The organism is Priestia megaterium (genome assembly GCF_046599315.1).
In the GTDB taxonomy this organism is placed as follows: Bacteria; Bacillota; Bacilli; order Bacillales; family Bacillaceae_H; genus Priestia; species Priestia megaterium_F.
This window is the reverse complement of record NZ_JBKIKC010000002.1, coordinates 674,512-689,774: the sequence shown is the minus strand read 5'-3', so window position 1 is coordinate 689,774 and position 15,263 is coordinate 674,512. Positions and strand designations below refer to the sequence as shown.

Genomic DNA, 15,263 nt, shown 5'->3' with positions numbered 1-15,263 from the left:
CTTTAACTGATAAAATGAATAGTAGGAATAAAATAGAATCATATGATATTTTTTCATCCTCATCTAGATTATGTGAAGTTTTTAATATATAATTATAACATTTGAAATGAACAATAAGATTCATTTTAAATACAAATACCGGCATAAAAAGTATGTTTTTGGGGTATTTGATAACTTTCGACAAAATAAGACATTGAAGCTATTTTATGCCTATGGTAGTATTTCATAGGTATGAAGTAAAATTTATGGGTCTTTAGGTACAAGGAGGATTTTAAGGAATGATTGATCTTCACTGTCATATACTGCCTGGTATCGATGACGGAGCACAGACAATGGAAGACAGCTTAGATATGGCAAGAAAAGCAGTTTCAGAAGGAATTCATACGATTGTCGCGACTCCCCATCATCAAAACGGGAAATACATAAATGAAAAAAATGAGATTTTACAACGAGTTGCTGCGTTAAACGAACGACTGCTTCAAGAGAATATTCCTCTTACAATATTACCAGGTCAAGAGAGTCGTATATACGGAGAAATGATCCAAGACTATCGAAACGGTAAGATTCTCACCTTAAATTCTACTAATAAATATGTGTTTGTAGAATTTCCATCAAACCAAGTCCCGCGGTTTACAGAACGTTTGCTATACGATGTTCAAGCAGAAGGCTTAACGCCGATTATTGTGCATCCAGAGCGAAACAGCCGTTTAATAGAAGATCCAGATATCTTATACAACCTCGTTAACAAAGGAGCTATGACGCAAGTTACGGCATCTAGCTTAACAGGGCGATTCGGTAAGAAAATCAAGAAGTTCTCCATGAACTTAATTGATGCAAATCTTACACATATGATTGCATCAGATGCTCATAATATTTCAGGACGGAATTTTCACATGCAGGAAGCAAGTGAGCTTATTTCTGCTGAGTATGGAATGGACATGCTGTATCTGTTTCAAGAAAATGCAGAAGCGATTGTAAATGGCAGCGCTTGTTACAAAGATACGCCTGAGAAGGTGAAGAAGAAAAAGTTTTTGGGGATTTTTTAAATAAGGAGGATAGAAGTGAAGAAGTTTGATGAACTGCCAAAGAACGTTAAGAAGACAATTCGCTATATAAATCAGGATGCTTCTTTTGAACATCTAATGATTTTTAAACATTATTTAAATAAAGCAATTAAGAATAAGAAAAAAGATTTTTTTTTAAATAAATCTAAAAGTTAAGATTATTAATGGTGATATCTCCTAGCCGCTATCCAAGGAGGTACTCGACTGCATTATGGATATAGGTTCTTGTCTTAGATACTTAATTGTCGTAAGTGTTGTGTGAGGATAGGCTAAATACCCAATTATTTGAGATAAGTGCTTAAGAAATAACTGAGGTCATAGATAGTTATTTCTTAAGCATTTATTATGATAGATATCTTATAGCTTAGTAATTAAGAGAAAATAAATAGAAGTTTCAGGAAGGTGACTTAATGACTAACCCGAAGATTAAAGTAATGACTATATTTGGAACAAGACCTGAAGCAATAAAAATGGCTCCGTTGGTACTTGAATTAAATAAACGTAATGAATTTGAGTCTATTGTAGTAGTAACAGCTCAACATCGTGAAATGTTAGATCAGGTATTAAGAGTATTTAATATTACTCCAGATTATGATCTAAATATTATGCAAAACCGACAAACATTGATGGATATTACTACACGTGGATTAGAAGGTTTAGATGATGTCATGAAAAAAGTAAAACCAGATATCGTATTGGTCCACGGTGATACAACCACTACCTTCATAGCAAGCCTCGCAGCTTTTTATAATCAAATTAAAGTAGGGCATGTAGAAGCTGGATTACGTACATGGAATAAGTATTCACCTTATCCAGAAGAGATGAATCGTCAATTAACAGGAGTGTTAGCAGATTTACATTTTGCTCCTACTGAAAAATCAGCATACAACCTTGCAAAAGAAAATAAAAATCCAGAAACTATATATGTTACAGGGAACACAGCAATTGATGCTTTAAAAACAACCATATTAAAAGAGTATTCACATCCAGTTTTAGATAGTATTGGTAATTATCGCTTGGTGTTATTAACGGCACATCGACGTGAAAATTTAGGTGAACCTATGCGCAACATGTTTCGAGCAATTAAGAAAATTGTTGAAGAGCACAATGATGTACAAGTAGTATATCCTGTACACTTAAATCCAGTAGTTAGAGAGTTAGCAAATGAAATTTTGGGAGAACACTCTCGAATTCATTTAATTGACCCTCTTGAAGTAGTTGATTTTCATAATTTTGCGTCCAGAGCACATATTATTCTAACGGATTCTGGAGGGATTCAAGAAGAAGCTCCATCCTTAGGTGTCCCTGTTTTAGTATTACGTGATACAACAGAGCGACCAGAAGGAATTGATGCAGGTACTCTAAAGCTAGCTGGAGTTGAAGAAGAAACAATTTATAACTTAGTAAAAGAATTATTAGTGAATGAAAATGAGTACAATGCAATGTCTAAAGCTTCTAACCCGTATGGTGATGGGAGAGCCGCACAACGGATTGCAGATGCTATAAAAAATCATTTTAATTAAGTAGAGGAGATAGGTTGTTATGTCAAAAGTAAGAAAAGCTATTATTCCTGCAGCTGGTTTAGGTACAAGATTTTTACCAGCTACTAAAGCAATGCCAAAAGAAATGCTTCCGATTGTAGATAAACCAACTATTCAGTATATTATTGAAGAAGCAATTGAATCAGGTATTGAAGATATTATCATTGTAACGGGGAAAGGCAAACGTGCCATTGAAGATCATTTTGATAATGCACCAGAACTTGAGCAGAATTTAGTCGAAAAAGAAAAATTTGATTTACTTGAGAAAGTACGCCAATCAGCAAATGTTGAGATTCACTATATTCGTCAGAAAGAACCTAAAGGATTGGGGCATGCAGTATGGTGTGCACGTAAATTTATTGGAGATGAACCGTTTGCGGTGTTACTTGGTGACGATATTGTTCAAGCTGAAACACCTTGTCTACGTCAATTAATGAATGAATATGAACAGACGTTATCTTCTGTAATTGGTGTTCAAACGGTTCCTGAAAACGAAACACATCGCTATGGAATCGTGGATCCTATTTCAAGCAATGGAAGACGTTATCAAGTCGATGCATTTGTTGAGAAGCCAAAAGAAGGAACAGCACCTTCTAATTTAGCGATTATGGGTCGTTATGTATTCACGCCAGAAATTTTCAAATTTTTAGAACAGCAGGAAATTGGAGCTGGCGGTGAAATTCAATTGACAGATGCTATTCAAAAATTAAATGAAATTCAACGTGTATTTGCGTATGACTTTGAAGGTCGTCGCTATGATGTTGGAGAAAAGCTAGGTTTTATTGAAACAACTCTAGAATTTGCATTACAACAAAAAGAATTGCGTGAACACCTGCTTCCTATAATGGAACGGCTATTAAAAAATAATAAAGTAAACTTGTAGTAAGTAGGAGGAGTATTTAAATGGCTCAATTACAGCAAAATAATCATACTTCCCAATCGTTTGTTATGACTGAATCCGTTGTTGTTGCAAATAGTAAAGCTTACCGATTTACTAAGCGTTCTCTCGATATACTGGGAGCAGGGTTAGGAATGCTATTTCTATCCTGGTTATTCATTATTATGGCAATAGCTATTAAAATAGAAGACCCTAAAGGCCCGGTATTCTTTAAACAGAAAAGGGTAGGCAAGGACGGAAAAGAATTTGATATGTACAAAATGCGTTCTATGGTTTCAAATGCTGAAGAGCTTTTAGAGTCTTTATTGAAGCATAATGAAGTCTCCGGAGCAATGTTTAAAATGAAAAATGATCCTAGAATTACTAAAATAGGTCGCTTCATTAGAAAAACTAGTATTGATGAATTGCCGCAACTTTGGAATGTATTAAAAGGTGATATGAGTTTGGTAGGTCCAAGGCCGCCTTTACCTAGAGAAGTTAATGAATATACATTATATCAAAAGCAAAGGTTACTTGTAACACCTGGATGTACGGGTTTATGGCAAGTTAGTGGAAGAAATAATGTTGGTTTTGAAGAGATGGTAGAACTAGATTTGAAATATATTCAAAAACGTACAATTATGTTTGACATCTATATTGTATTTAAAACTGTAAAATGTATATTGTTGCCTAACAGTGCTTATTAATTATTAAAAAGAAAAAGAGGGTAATATTCATGAAAAAAGTTTGTGTAGTTGGTTTAGGATACATAGGTTTACCTACAGCAAGTGTACTTGCTAGTAAAGGATTTCAAGTGCATGGGGTAGATGTAAATGAAAAGGCGGTTAACTTAATTAATGAAGGAAGAATACATATTTACGAGCCTGATTTAGATGTTTTGGTGAAGCAAGTTGTAGAAAATGGTAATTTAGTAGCTTCAACTAAACCTGAAGAAGCAGATATTTATATTTTAGCAGTTCCAACACCTTTTAAGGAAAATCATAAACCAGATTTAACCTATGTAGAAGAGGCTACCAAAGCAATTGTTTCTTATATTAAACCAGGCAACATTGTTATTTTAGAATCCACAAGTCCTATTGGAACTACAGAAAAAATCGCGCAATGGATCCTAGTAGAACGTAAAGACTTGACAATAGGCAAGGGTGAAAATCGAATTTATGTCTCGCATTGCCCAGAGAGAGTATTACCTGGTCAAATTTTACGAGAGTTAGTAGAAAACGATCGTATTATAGGTGGAATTGATGAAGAATCCACAAATAAAACAGTAGAATTTTATGAAACTTTTGTTACGGGCCAAGTATTACAGACGAATGCTAGAACTGCAGAGATGACCAAATTAACTGAGAATTCATTTCGTGATGTAAATATTGCCTTTGCAAATGAGTTATCTATGATTTGTGGAGACTTAGATATCAATGTATGGGAATTAATTAACTTAGCAAATCACCATCCACGTGTTAACATTTTACAACCTGGACCTGGTGTAGGGGGGCACTGTATAGCTGTTGATCCATGGTTTATAGTAGATGCTGCACCCGAGAAATCTCAATTAATACATTCAGCAAGAAAAGTAAATGATTTCAAGCCAAATTATGTGATTGAGAGAATTAGAGAAACAGCTCGAGGGTACAATCATCCAACAATTGCATGTTTAGGTATTTCATTCAAGCCAGATATTGATGATCTACGTGAAAGTCCTTCCCTTGACATTGTAAACATTCTATCCGAAGAAGAGTATTTCATTAATGTGGTAGAACCTAATATAGAAAAATTGCCAACACTCTTAGAAAGCAAAGGAAATATTAAATTATTAGGCTTGGAAGAGGCATTATCTAGTTCTGATATTGTAGTGGTTTTAGTAGATCATACACCATTTAAAGAAGTAAATCCTGAGTTATTTGAAGGTAAATTAATTATTGATACGAAAGGTTTAACTGACAGTTTGCCATGCAAAACCACACTAGTTTCTCAACCCTAAATAAAAAATTATCTGGACTAAGAGAGTGGATGATGAGAGTAGGTTTTTTACATCTGCTCTCTGCTAATATAATTGTTCAAATTGCAGGATTTGGTGGCCAATTATTTTTAACAAGAATTATTAGTGTAGAAGATATTGCTATAGTGAGAGTTTTGCAATCTTACTATTCTATTTTAATTATTGCAGCTACTTTTGGGATTAATATGTCAATTATGAAAATTTGTTCAGAAGATATAGAGCAAAATATAAAAAAGCTAATTTTTAGTTTTGGCTTTTATATAAGTATCTTAATTAATGTAGTAGTTATGGGCATATTTATATGTGTAGTGCAAGGTGGTTTCTTTACTGCTGGAAATGGTGATTTAGAAAAATATTTACTTTTATATAATTTGCAAGTACCTTTTTTTGTTTTGACTAGTATTATTTTTGCGTATTATCATGCACAAAACAAAGTTAAAGTAGTGTCGAATTTTCAAAGTGCAACGAAGCTTAGTGTTATTATTTTCAGTATACTATTAGCTTTAGTTTGGGGACTACAAGGATATATTTATGGATCAGTTTTGTGTAATGGTATTGCCTTTTTTGTGCTGTTTTTGTACGTGAGAAAAGAATTAGTACCTATATCTATTAAAAAATTTCATCAGATTGATTTTAAAACATTTTTTAGTACAGGTACATACTCGTTTGGAACAAATATTTTATGGCAATTATTGCTGTATTTAAATATTATTATGGCCAATTACATGGTAGACGATAGAGAAGCGATTGCATTTTATGGAATGGCTCATTTAATAATAAATACTATGATGATGATTCCTATGACACTTAACCAAATTATGATTCCATATATATCTAAAGAGGCTAAAAATCATAAGCAAGTTTCTGTAATTTTAAAAAGTTACCAAAGAAAGATGCTTCTTCTGATTCTTCCTTTGTGTTTGATTACCTATTTTCTATTACCTCCAATCTTGCCTTATCTCTTGGGTGAAGAATATGTAAATTCTGGAATTTATTTTAAAATTATGTTAGCCATGCTCTTTTGTTGGAGTTTATTTTCTCCTAAAATGAACACGTTATTAGCAGTAGGGAAAATAAAGTATAATTTTTATACGTACTGTTTCTCAATAGTAATATATGTAATCCTTAATGTTATTTTGATGCTTCAATATAATATGTTAGGTGCTGCTGTTGCTATTTCATTAACTTTCTTTATTACTATGTTTATCAATCAATTATATTATTTAAAATATAAAAAACAGTTGAATTATTAAATTTAACTTATTAGCTGAAGGGATGTTAGAAGGTGGGTGTTTTAATTTTTCTTACAATAGCTATACTTCTATGGAAAAACTATTTTAAGACAGCTGTATTCTTTTTAATTTTCACTTTTGTTTCTATACCATACAATTATTACATTTACAATAAACTATTTATTAATGTATTAGGGGTTGATATGCGTGTAGTATCTTTATGTTTAATATATAGCTTGTTTATAGTAAATATTTTTAAAAGAAAAGTTAAAATTGAGTTTTCTGTAAGAGATTTAGTCTTCGTAAGTTTTATTTTATTAGCAAGCTACTATTTCTTATTAGGTGTATCTAATAATACAGGTTTTATTAAAGATGATACATATCCAATTATTATTATGCTTTTAACATATAGTTTAAGTAGAAATATGCTGTCTGATTCTAAAGATATTACGAAATTTTTACATGTAATATCTTTAGGAACATTCGTATATTCTTTATGCGTCATCTTTATTTATCTATTTATGAAAGATCGATTAGTTGATATTTTTGGTGAAACATTATTTTTTTGGTGGGGAGAAGAGAGAATAAATTTTGTTAATACCACTTTAATATTATTTTCAGCGATATTTTCTCTAGACAATATTTTGAAAAAACATAAACAAATTTTATTTTCTGTTATATTTATCTTCAATTTTATTGCCATGTTTCTTTCTCAGAACCGAACTTTGATTGCATCTTTCATGGTGATACTGGTACTTTATCTTTTCTATAAATTAGTTACATCTAAAATAACAAACAAAAAAATCACTTTAGTGGCGGTAATAATCCTTATTGGCCTTGGTGTCGGACAATCTCAAGGTGTTCAAGACATTATTGAAAAAACAAGTTTTATTAATAATGTATATAATCGTTTCTTTGAAGAAAAGTTAGATACTTTAAATGTAAGACAAGTTACTAATAACAATGGCTTAGAAAAAATTAAAGAAGAACCTTTGGGTTATGGTATTGGACAAGGTGTTGCCCTATATACGGATCAAGGGGCCTTTTATAGTGAAGGTACGTTTATAGACAATTTGTTTATTACCTTAGGTATAAAAATAGGTATCGTAGGATTAAGTTTGTTTACATTTATGATTATAGATTTATTTATAATTATTATAAAAATACTAATAAAAACAAAAGATAAAAATTACTTATTGTTGTTAATGATTTATCCGTTTTTTGTATTGATATCAGCTGTTATGAATGCACAAATGGTATATGGCTTGCCTGTCATGATGGTATTTATTATACTTTATGCATTTTGTATCAAACATTATAATTTACTAAAAACTAAGATAAGGAGTCAAGCTCATGTCTAAAGTGCTATATATCATCATGAATGATATCCATCCAGGAGAAAATCACTCTGGACCTACTGTTCGTTCTTTGGAGATTTTGAAAGAAATGAATTTGTTACATTCAAACTTGGATGTTATAAGGGGTAAAAGTCCTCGAGAACGTTTAGAAAAGTTTAAAGCATTGGATTCTAATAACCGATATGATTTTTGCTATATTGAGCTCAAAGTCGGGGTTACTAGATATTACGATACAATGCTTTTATTATCATTAAAGAGAAAATTTAAGAATTTAAAAATCGGGATGTATTATAGAGATATGTACTGGGGATATGGAATACAAGTGAGTAAAGGTTATCTTAAAAATCTGCTTGTTCCTATAGCTAATAAGTATCATTTGAAATTTCTTAGTAATATAGCTGATGTTATGTTTGGGCAAAGTAAAAGTTTCTGTGAGGAAATGAAAAAATTTGTGTCCGGTGATTGTGAACTTAAAATTATTTCACCCGGATGTGAAAATATAAATGTACCAAAAGAGAATCCGTCAGGTGTTATTTATGTTGGAGAGATAGATGAGGTTTTTAGTGGTGTAGAATTATTAATCGAGTCTATGTTTTTGGTGAATCAGATAAAACATGTTCCTTTATACCTTGTATGTCGAAAACATGAATATGATCAAAGTTTATTGTTACAAAAAGCGAATGAGAAATATGAATGGCTGAATATTGAGCACCATACAAAAGAAACGATAGGAAGTGTCTATTCAAAAGCTAGTTTAGCCATAATTCCACGTTATAAAAATGATTATACAAAATTATGCTTGCCAATTAAATTATTTGAATATATAACTTATGAATTACCAATTATAGCAGTAAGGCATGGTGAAGTCTCTAATTTTATTGAAGATCATAACATTGGATATGTTACTCCTCCAGATGCAAATGAAATTTCTGAAAATGTTTTAAAGCTTATAGAGGAGTCAATGTTAAATCAAAAAATGATAGAGAATTTAAAGAGTGCAAAAAGAAAAAATAGTTGGAATCAACGTGTACATCAGATTACTAAAGTTCTCAGCAGTTAATATAGATTAGAAAGGTATGATTATAGTGGGGGAAATTTATTAATAAGGATATCCTAGTTTTTAGTGTTTAAGTAAAACAACAATACTAAAATTAATATAAATGGAAAAGGGTAAAGTAAATCATATGAGAATTTTACACTATAGTTTAGGTTTGCCTCCATATCGAAGTGGAGGTCTAACTAAATATTCGTTGGATTTAATGCTTGAGCAAATACAGCAAGGTCATGATATTTACCTGTTGTATCCAGGACAAATTAATCCTCTTCAAAAACAATCTATAAAAAAAAATAAGGTTTATGAGGGAATTAAGGTATACGAACTAATTAATCCATTACCTGTACCACTGTTAGGAGGAGTATATCAACCTCTAGATTTTATGAAGAGTCTTCAAGTAACCTCCCTGTATACTGGTATGTTAAGAGATTTAAAACCAGATGCAATTCATATTCATACATTAATGGGTATACATAAAGAGTTTTTAGAAGATGCAAAGAAGCTAGGAATTAAAACCGTCTTTAGTACACATGATTACTATGGCATCTGTCCAAAGGTAAACTTGTTAGATGTTCAGGGAAGAATATGTGAGGATTTCGATAATGGACGAAAATGTATTTCTTGTAACGTTAGCAGTTATAGCAAATCAATGATTATCACTATGCAGTCGCACTTATATAAGAGTTTGAAAAATAGTAATTTTATGAAGAAAATACGTGTTTCTAAAAAAGCTAATATTAAACAGTTTGAAGAACGCAATGCTAATAATGATCACAACTCAAGTGAATTAATACTAGATGAAGAAAGTGCGGAACACTTCCGTCAGTTGAGAAGTTATTATATAGAAATGTTAAATTATGTAGATGTCATTCACTTTAATAGTACTGTTGCCAAGAATGAGTACGAAAAATATATAAGTGTTGATAGTGAAGTTACATTTGTTACACATAGTGATATTAGAGATGTTAGGAAAATAAAGACTTATGATTCTAATAAATCATTGCAGATTGGATTTTTAGGACCTATCGATACGTACAAAGGGTTTCCTTTCTTAAGAAAAACTCTCAAAAATTTACTCCAAGAAAATGAAGGGAATTGGCATTTACATGTATATGGAGACGACCGAACTGTACATTTAGATGAAGACAAGGAGTATATTACTTTTCATGGTCGTTATGAACACGAAGAGTTGTCTACTATTTTTAATAAATTAGATGTTTTAATTGTACCAAGCTTGTGGAAAGAAACATTTGGTTTTATAGGATTGGAAGCTTTATCTAATGGAGTTCCTACAATTGTGACAACATATGTAGGGTTTAAAGATATTGTGGAAGATTATAATACTGGTTTAATAGTGGAACCAAATGAAAAAGATTTAGGTGAAGGAATTAAATATGCTATTCATAACCGAGATCAACTTGCAGTTTGGAATCAAAATATTTATAAAGCATCATTTAACTTTATTATGAAAGAACACAGTCGGTCATTAGAAGTACTATATGAAAAAATTGTAGGAGAAAAATAAGATGAAAAATGTATTTATTATTGGTTCTAAAGGAATTCCAGCTAAGTATGGAGGATTTGAAACATTTGTTGAATATTTAACAAAAATGAAAGTCAGCGAAGAAATAGCTTATCACGTTTCCTGTATGGCTGATGATAACAAAGAATTTTATCATAATAATGTTCGTTGCTTTAACGTAAAAGTTCCTGATATCGGAAGTGCTAAAGCTGTTTTGTATGATATTTTAAGCTTGAAAGAATGTTTGAACTATATAAAAGAAAAGAAACTTACTAATTCAATAGTATATATACTGGCTTGTCGGATCGGCCCGTTCTTCGCTAAATACAAAAAAGCTCTTGAAAAAATGGGCGTCCAAGTATTTGTGAATCCTGACGGACATGAATGGAAGCGAAGCAAATGGAATTACTATATTAGACAATATTGGAAGCTTTCTGAGCGTCTCATGGTTAAACATGCGGATTTATTAGTATGCGACTCTAGAGGAATAGAAGAGTATATACAAAAAGATTATCAACGATATTCTCCAAAGACAACTTTCATTGCCTATGGTGCGACAGTAGAAGAAGCACGATTAAGTAATGATTCTAGCAAATTAACAGAATGGTATCATAAAAACGATATTGAAGCATTTCAATATTACTTAATTGTTGGTCGTTTCGTACCTGAAAATAATTATGAGTTAATGATTAGAGAGTTTATGGAATCAAACTCGAAAAAAGATTTAGTTATTATTTCGAATGTGGAACAAAATAACTTTTATGAAGAACTTTTACAACGCACAAACTTTAATCAAGATTCACGTATTAAGTTCGCTGGAACAGTATATGATCAAGAATTGCTTCAAAAAATTCGTGAACAAGCCTATGGATATTTTCACGGTCATGAGGTAGGAGGAACAAATCCTTCACTACTTGAAGCACTTGCATCTACTAGACTCAATTTACTACTAGATGTTGTCTTTAACAGAGAAGTAGGTGCTGAGGGGGCAGTCTATTTTAACAAAGATAAAGGTAATTTAGCGAAACTAATAGATTCCGTAGACCTATATCACATAGATGAAATTAATTTAATGTCAAAAAAAGCTAAACAGCGTATTGTTCAGGAATACTCATGGGAAAAAATTATTCATGAATATGAGACGTTATTCTTAAAAAATTAATAAAGGAGCTGGAAATATGAAAGGCATAATATTAGCCGGTGGTAGTGGTACTAGATTATATCCTATTACACGATCAATTTCTAAACAACTAATTCCGATTTACGATAAGCCAATGATTTATTACCCCTTGTCTGTATTGATGTTAGCAGGTATAAAAGATATATTAATTATCTCTACCCCTACTGATACTCCACGTTTTGAACAGTTGCTTAGAGACGGTAAAGATTTAGGCATTAATTTAAGTTACGAAGTACAAGAATCACCTGATGGGTTAGCGCAGGCGTTTATTATTGGTGAAGAATTTATCGGAGAAGATTCAGTGGCTCTTATTTTAGGGGATAATATCTTCTATGGTCACGGATTTACTAAAACTTTAGAGCGTGCAGCAAGTCGTGCTGAAGGGGCTACAGTATTTGGATATAATGTCAAAGATCCTGAGCGATTTGGTGTAGTAGAGTTTGATGAAAAAGGGATAGCCATTTCAATAGAAGAAAAGCCTTCTGAGCCAAAGTCTACATATGCTGTTACAGGGCTCTATTTCTATGATAATGATGTGGTAGAAATTGCAAAATCAATTAAACCGTCAGCACGTGGAGAATTAGAAATTACGTCCATCAATGAGGAATATCTACGTCGTGGTAAACTTCAAGTGGAGCTACTAGGACGTGGTTTTGCGTGGCTTGACACAGGTACCCATGAATCATTATTGGAAGCTTCTACGTTTATTGAAACTGTAGAGAAACGTCAAAGTTTGAAAGTAGCTTGCTTAGAAGAGATAGCATTTAGAAAAGGATACATTACAAAAGAACAACTTGTTCAACTGGCTGAGCCATTAAAGAAAAATGAATATGGCCAGTATATGCTACGTCTAGCGAATCAAAGTACATTAGAAAAAATATTGGTAGGTGGGAAAGCATGAATCTTATAAAAACAAAATTTGAAGATGCAGTCTTGATTGAACCAAAGGTTTTTGGTGATCACAGAGGTTTCTTTACAGAGAGCTATAATAAAGAAATATTTAAACAAAATGGAATCGATATGGATTTTATTCAAGACAATCATTCATTGTCTCAGCAACCAGGCACGTTGCGAGGCATGCATTATCAGCTAAATGACAAAGCACAAACAAAACTTGTACGTGTAACACGAGGTGCAATTTATGATGTTATTGTGGATATCCGAAAGGGTTCACCTACATATGGAGAATGGCAAGGGTTTATTTTATCAGCAGACAACAAACGTCAGCTTTTAGTACCGAAAGGCTTTGCTCACGGTTTTTGTACGATTGTTGAAAATACTGAAGTACAGTATAAAGTAGACGAACTTTATTCACCGGAACATGATAGAGGCATTGCTTGGAACGATCCGGCTTTAAATATTGATTGGCCGTTTAATAACCCGGTTCTTTCTGACAAAGATACAAAACATCCAACACTAGCAGAAGCAGATAATAATTTTACTTGGGAGTGATCCAGCAATGAATATTTTAGTAACAGGCGGAGCAGGTTTTATTGGAAGTAATTTTGTACGTCATATGGTAGAAACATATCCTAGTTATGGTATTGTAAACTATGATTTACTTACATATGCAGGAAATCTTGAAAACTTAAAAGATATTGAAAATCATGAAAACTATACGTTTGTAAAAGGTGATATTAATAATAGAGAACTTGTAGATCATTTAGTTAAATATCATAATATTGATGTAATTGTGAACTTTGCAGCAGAATCACATGTTGATCGTAGTATTACAGAGCCTGATATTTTTATCAAGAGTAATGTCTTAGGTACACAGGCACTATTAGATGTAACAAAAGCTAATAACTTGAAGAAATATGTACAAGTATCAACTGATGAAGTATATGGTTCACTAGGTGAGACAGGCTATTTTACAGAAGAAACTCCTCTTGCTCCAAATAGTCCTTACTCTGCAAGTAAAGCAGGGGCTGATATGCTTGTTAGTGCGTATCATGAAACATTCGGTATGAATGTTAATATTACAAGGTGTTCAAATAACTATGGACCTTATCACTTTCCAGAGAAATTGATTCCGTTAATGGTTACGAATGCTCTAGAAGGCAAAGAACTTCCTATCTATGGAGATGGTAAAAATGTTCGTGATTGGTTACATGTAAAAGATCATTGTGCTGCTATCGATTTGGTTATTCATAAAGGGGAGCCAGGAGAGATTTATAACGTAGGCGGCCACAACGAACGAACAAATAATGAAATTGTACATTTAATCGTAGAGAAACTTAATGCTCCAAAAGAATTAATTAAATTTGTAGAAGACCGACTTGGACACGACCGTCGTTACGCAATCGATCCTACTAAATTAACAACAGAACTTGGATGGAAGCCAAAATACACGTTTGATACAGGAATTGTTGAAACAATTCAATGGTATTTGGACAACCAAGACTGGTGGAAAAATATTAAATCAGGTGACTATGTAAACTACTATAACAAACAATATGGTGATAAATAATGAGTCAAAAAGTCTTAATTACAGGAGCGAATGGACAGCTTGGTAAGGAGTTAGTCGAGCTCTTTTCTGAAAAAGATTTTGATGTCTATGGATTTGGCCGAGATAAAATGGACATTACGAATCAAGAGCAAGTTCAAGAAATCATGAGTACTATCAATCCAGATATTGTGATTCATTCTGCTGCTCATACAAAAGTAGATTTGGCAGAATCAGAACCTGAACAAGCATTTCTAATTAACGGGTACGGTACTCGCAATGTAGCGGTAGCTGCTGAAAGAATTGGAGCAAAGTTAGTATACGTGAGTACTGATTATGTATTTGATGGAACTGGTAATACACCTTATAACGAGTTCGCACCAACTTCTCCGTTAGGGGTATACGGAAAATCAAAATTAGCTGGGGAACAATTTGTACGAGATCTTCATTCCAAGTTCTTTGTTGTACGAACTTCTTGGGTATACGGTAAGCATGGAGCGAACTTTGTCAAAACAATGTTGAAGTTAGGTAAGGAGCGTAAAGAGCTTTCAGTAGTATCAGATCAAATTGGCTGCCCGACGTATACGTTAGACTTAGCTAATTCTATTCTAGAGATAGTAGCCAGCGAGAAATATGGTATCTACCATGTTTCTAATAGTGGAAGCTGTTCTTGGTATGAGTTTGCAAAAGCTATTTTTGAAGAAACTGGTATAGATATTCAAGTGAATCCATGTACTACAGAAGAATTTCCTCGACCGGCTGCTCGACCTGCATATTCAGTATTTAAGCATATGTCTTTGCAATTGAATGGTTTTCAACAGCCTAGAACATGGAGAGATGGATTGTCACATTTTTTAAGTGAACAAACTCAGAATATCAAGTGACATTCAATAAAATTTCCAAGTTATTAATTTAAAAATTTGTAAAAATATAAGCATATTACCAAAGGTTATATAGATAAATATCACTATG

General features: G+C 32.4%; 15 protein-coding genes. All 15 read left to right on the top strand.

Going from position 1 to position 15,263, the window contains the following annotated elements; translation table 11 throughout:
* The first annotated feature begins 278 nt into the window (after positions 1 to 278).
* The 15 genes from ACLHDF_RS10870 (at position 279) to rfbD (ending at position 15,175) form a co-directional block, all read left to right on the top strand.
* Complete coding sequence (locus tag ACLHDF_RS10870; protein WP_413918852.1) at positions 279 to 1,046, top strand: tyrosine-protein phosphatase; 768 nt, start codon at positions 279 to 281, stop codon at positions 1,044 to 1,046.
* 15 nt (positions 1,047 to 1,061) lie between these two features.
* Positions 1,062 to 1,220 (top strand): hypothetical protein, encoded by a 159-nt coding sequence (locus ACLHDF_RS10865; RefSeq protein ID WP_413918851.1) that lies wholly within the window; start codon positions 1,062 to 1,064, stop codon positions 1,218 to 1,220.
* 254 nt (positions 1,221 to 1,474) lie between these two features.
* A complete protein-coding gene (wecB, locus tag ACLHDF_RS10860) occupies positions 1,475 to 2,587 on the top strand; it encodes a non-hydrolyzing UDP-N-acetylglucosamine 2-epimerase (protein WP_413918850.1) in 1,113 nt (370 codons plus the stop codon).
* A gap of 19 nt (positions 2,588 to 2,606) precedes the next feature.
* Positions 2,607 to 3,488, top strand: a complete 882-nt coding sequence (gene galU / locus ACLHDF_RS10855; RefSeq protein WP_413918849.1) for a UTP--glucose-1-phosphate uridylyltransferase GalU — start codon at positions 2,607 to 2,609, stop codon at positions 3,486 to 3,488.
* A gap of 20 nt (positions 3,489 to 3,508) precedes the next feature.
* A complete protein-coding gene (locus tag ACLHDF_RS10850) occupies positions 3,509 to 4,189 on the top strand; it encodes a sugar transferase (protein ID WP_413918848.1) in 681 nt (226 codons plus the stop codon).
* Positions 4,190 to 4,218: 29 nt separating this feature from the next.
* Positions 4,219 to 5,481, top strand: a complete 1,263-nt coding sequence (gene wecC, locus ACLHDF_RS10845; protein WP_413918847.1) for a UDP-N-acetyl-D-mannosamine dehydrogenase — start codon at positions 4,219 to 4,221, stop codon at positions 5,479 to 5,481.
* 32 nt (positions 5,482 to 5,513) lie between these two features.
* Entirely contained in the window at positions 5,514 to 6,752 is a 1,239-nt protein-coding gene (locus tag ACLHDF_RS10840) for an oligosaccharide flippase family protein (RefSeq protein WP_413918846.1), read from the top strand.
* 32 nt (positions 6,753 to 6,784) lie between these two features.
* Positions 6,785 to 8,092: an O-antigen ligase family protein gene (locus tag ACLHDF_RS10835; protein ID WP_413918845.1), complete on the top strand. Its 1,308-nt coding sequence runs from the start codon at positions 6,785 to 6,787 to the stop codon at positions 8,090 to 8,092.
* Complete coding sequence (locus ACLHDF_RS10830; RefSeq protein WP_413918844.1) at positions 8,085 to 9,149, top strand: glycosyltransferase; 1,065 nt, start codon at positions 8,085 to 8,087, stop codon at positions 9,147 to 9,149. The genes ACLHDF_RS10835 and ACLHDF_RS10830 overlap by 8 nt, the downstream gene beginning before the upstream one ends.
* Positions 9,150 to 9,273: 124 nt before the next feature.
* Entirely contained in the window at positions 9,274 to 10,668 is a 1,395-nt protein-coding gene (locus tag ACLHDF_RS10825; protein ID WP_413918843.1) for a glycosyltransferase, read from the top strand.
* A 1-nt stretch (position 10,669) separates the two neighbouring features.
* Positions 10,670 to 11,827: a beta 1-4 rhamnosyltransferase Cps2T gene (gene cps2T, locus ACLHDF_RS10820; protein ID WP_413918842.1), complete on the top strand. Its 1,158-nt coding sequence runs from the start codon at positions 10,670 to 10,672 to the stop codon at positions 11,825 to 11,827.
* Between the two features lie 16 nt (positions 11,828 to 11,843).
* Complete coding sequence (gene rfbA / locus ACLHDF_RS10815; protein ID WP_413918841.1) at positions 11,844 to 12,746, top strand: glucose-1-phosphate thymidylyltransferase RfbA; 903 nt, start codon at positions 11,844 to 11,846, stop codon at positions 12,744 to 12,746.
* Positions 12,743 to 13,297 (top strand): dTDP-4-dehydrorhamnose 3,5-epimerase, encoded by a 555-nt coding sequence (gene rfbC / locus ACLHDF_RS10810; RefSeq protein WP_413918840.1) that lies wholly within the window; start codon positions 12,743 to 12,745, stop codon positions 13,295 to 13,297. Before rfbA ends, rfbC begins: the two co-directional genes overlap by 4 nt.
* A 7-nt stretch (positions 13,298 to 13,304) precedes the next feature.
* A complete protein-coding gene (gene rfbB, locus ACLHDF_RS10805) occupies positions 13,305 to 14,315 on the top strand; it encodes a dTDP-glucose 4,6-dehydratase (RefSeq protein WP_413918839.1) in 1,011 nt (336 codons plus the stop codon).
* On the top strand, positions 14,315 to 15,175 hold the full coding sequence (gene rfbD / locus ACLHDF_RS10800) for a dTDP-4-dehydrorhamnose reductase (protein ID WP_413918838.1): 861 nt from the start codon (positions 14,315 to 14,317) through the stop codon (positions 15,173 to 15,175). Before rfbB ends, rfbD begins: the two co-directional genes overlap by 1 nt.
* Positions 15,176 to 15,263 lie beyond the last annotated feature (88 nt).